This is a genomic window from Pedobacter jeongneungensis, from assembly GCF_039538295.1.
Taxonomy (GTDB): domain Bacteria; phylum Bacteroidota; class Bacteroidia; order Sphingobacteriales; family Sphingobacteriaceae; genus Pedobacter; species Pedobacter jeongneungensis.
In genome coordinates this window covers 1-1,303 of record NZ_BAABBY010000035.1, presented here as the reverse complement: position 1 = coordinate 1,303, position 1,303 = coordinate 1, and the positions used below count along the sequence as shown (strand labels likewise).

1 protein-coding gene is annotated in these 1,303 nt (G+C 38.2%); it reads left to right on the top strand.

What is annotated here, in order from left to right:
* Positions 1–254: 254 nt before the first annotated feature.
* Complete coding sequence (locus ABD769_RS24910; protein ID WP_344854072.1) at positions 255–1,277, top strand: IS110 family RNA-guided transposase; 1,023 nt, start codon at positions 255–257, stop codon at positions 1,275–1,277.
* Positions 1,278–1,303 lie beyond the last annotated feature (26 nt).

Genomic DNA, 1,303 nt, shown 5'->3' with positions numbered 1-1,303 from the left:
CGTCCTTTAGATTTGTTTTGATATTTAATTTTAGGATAACAAATATCTAATTTGCTTAATTATTAATCAGATTACCTAAAGCGGTAGCGGCACATTAAAAAGTCGTCAAGGTTTTTATGCCTAAGAAATGATGCAATCCGCTACCGTTTTTTCCCTTAGTGACCAGATAACAATTAGGGCAATACCCATTATTAAGGACTAGGATCGATGGGGTAAAAATTAGGTAAGCATTACAAAGGTAAAAAAATAATATAATGACTGTTACTGCAAAATTTTTTATCGGGATCGATGTTTCCAAACCCCACTTCGATGTCGCATTGATGGCGGTTGTAAACCATGTAAAACAGGAAATAAAAACCGCACGGTTTGACAACACAGCTCCGGGGATAAAGCTGTTTGATAAATGGTTAAAGTCTCACAGGGTTATATTCAGTGATGAATCTTTGGTTTTGATGGAAAATACCGGGATCTATCACCGTCTGCTATGGGCTTTCTGCAGCAAAAGGAATCTGCCCATCCACATTGGCAATGCTGCCCATATCAAATGGAGTTTTGGGATAGCCAGAGGCAAAAACGATAAGATAGACAGTATCCGTTTATGCAATTATGCATTCAAGGAAGCAGATGAGCTAAGGGCTACAGCTGCCCTGGATCCTGAGCTGATGCTGTTGAAAGATCTCGTATCAGCGAGGACAAAACTGCTCAAACAAAAGTCTGGCATTAGCGTCCCGGTAAAAGAGCTGGGCAATGTTAATGGGAAAGAACATCAGAAACTAATTGAAAAAGCACTTAAAAATGCAATTGATGGTATAGCAAAGTCCATCAAAAACCTCGAAGATCAGATCAAAAAAATTATTAACGGAAATCATGATTTCAAGCGGAATTATAAACTATTAATCAGTATTCCCGGTATAGGACATGTTACGGCGGTGTATTTGATTGGTTGCACGGGGAATTTTGCTGGGCAGCCTAGTGGAAAGGAACTGGCCTGTTATGCAGGGGTTGCTCCATTTGAACAGACCAGCGGTATAAGTATCAAAGGTAAACCCAGGGTACACCGGATGGCCAATAAAGAACTCAAAAGACTGCTCCATATGTGTGCATTATCTTTAATACAGCACAATCAGGAATTCAAAACATATTATAATAGAAAAAAGGATGAAGGGAAGCATAGCATGAGCGTAATTAATGCCGTTAGAAACAAAATAGCGCTAAGAATTGCTGCTGTTATTAAAAACCAGGAGAGCTATAAAAATAACTTTAATATTGCCGCTTAAAATTTGTTTTTATCATAACAATCATT

Excerpts from the sequence above, each read along its gene's own strand:
- ABD769_RS24910 (WP_344854072.1), top strand. The coding sequence starts at position 255 with ATGACTGTTACTGCAAAATTTTTTATCGGGATCGATGTTTCCAAACCC.